This is a genomic window from Vibrio caribbeanicus ATCC BAA-2122 (assembly GCF_000165125.1).
Classification (GTDB): Bacteria; Pseudomonadota; Gammaproteobacteria; order Enterobacterales; family Vibrionaceae; genus Vibrio; species Vibrio caribbeanicus.
Window position 1 is genome coordinate 1 of the sequence record NZ_AEIU01000105.1, and the last position, 262, is coordinate 262.

The window sequence follows — 262 nt, forward strand, 5'->3', positions numbered from 1 at the left end:
GACTTCAAAATGCAGGATTCAGAGCGATGCCACCGTGTTGAGTTCAAGGAAAATAACGCAGCGGAATAGTCGACTCTTACCAAGTTATTTGACGATGAAATCGGCACTGTGGCACGCTCCCAAAGGGCGAGTTGTCTTGCTTTACATGCGTCGTTACCGATTTTCAATTTAGATGACCAGATTTTCAAATCGTTGCCTTGCCTGTCAAGCAATCCATTCTCGCTGAACCTAGCATCTTGAGGTCACTTGGGTATACCCAAGT

At 45.8% G+C, this 262-nt stretch carries 1 protein-coding gene; it reads right to left on the reverse strand.

All coding sequences use genetic code 11. The features are described from left to right. Positions 1-188 (reverse strand): hypothetical protein (locus RH40_RS21005; RefSeq protein ID WP_139056904.1); only part of this gene is annotated, 188 nt, incomplete at its 3' end. Positions 189-262: the final 74 nt, after the last annotated feature.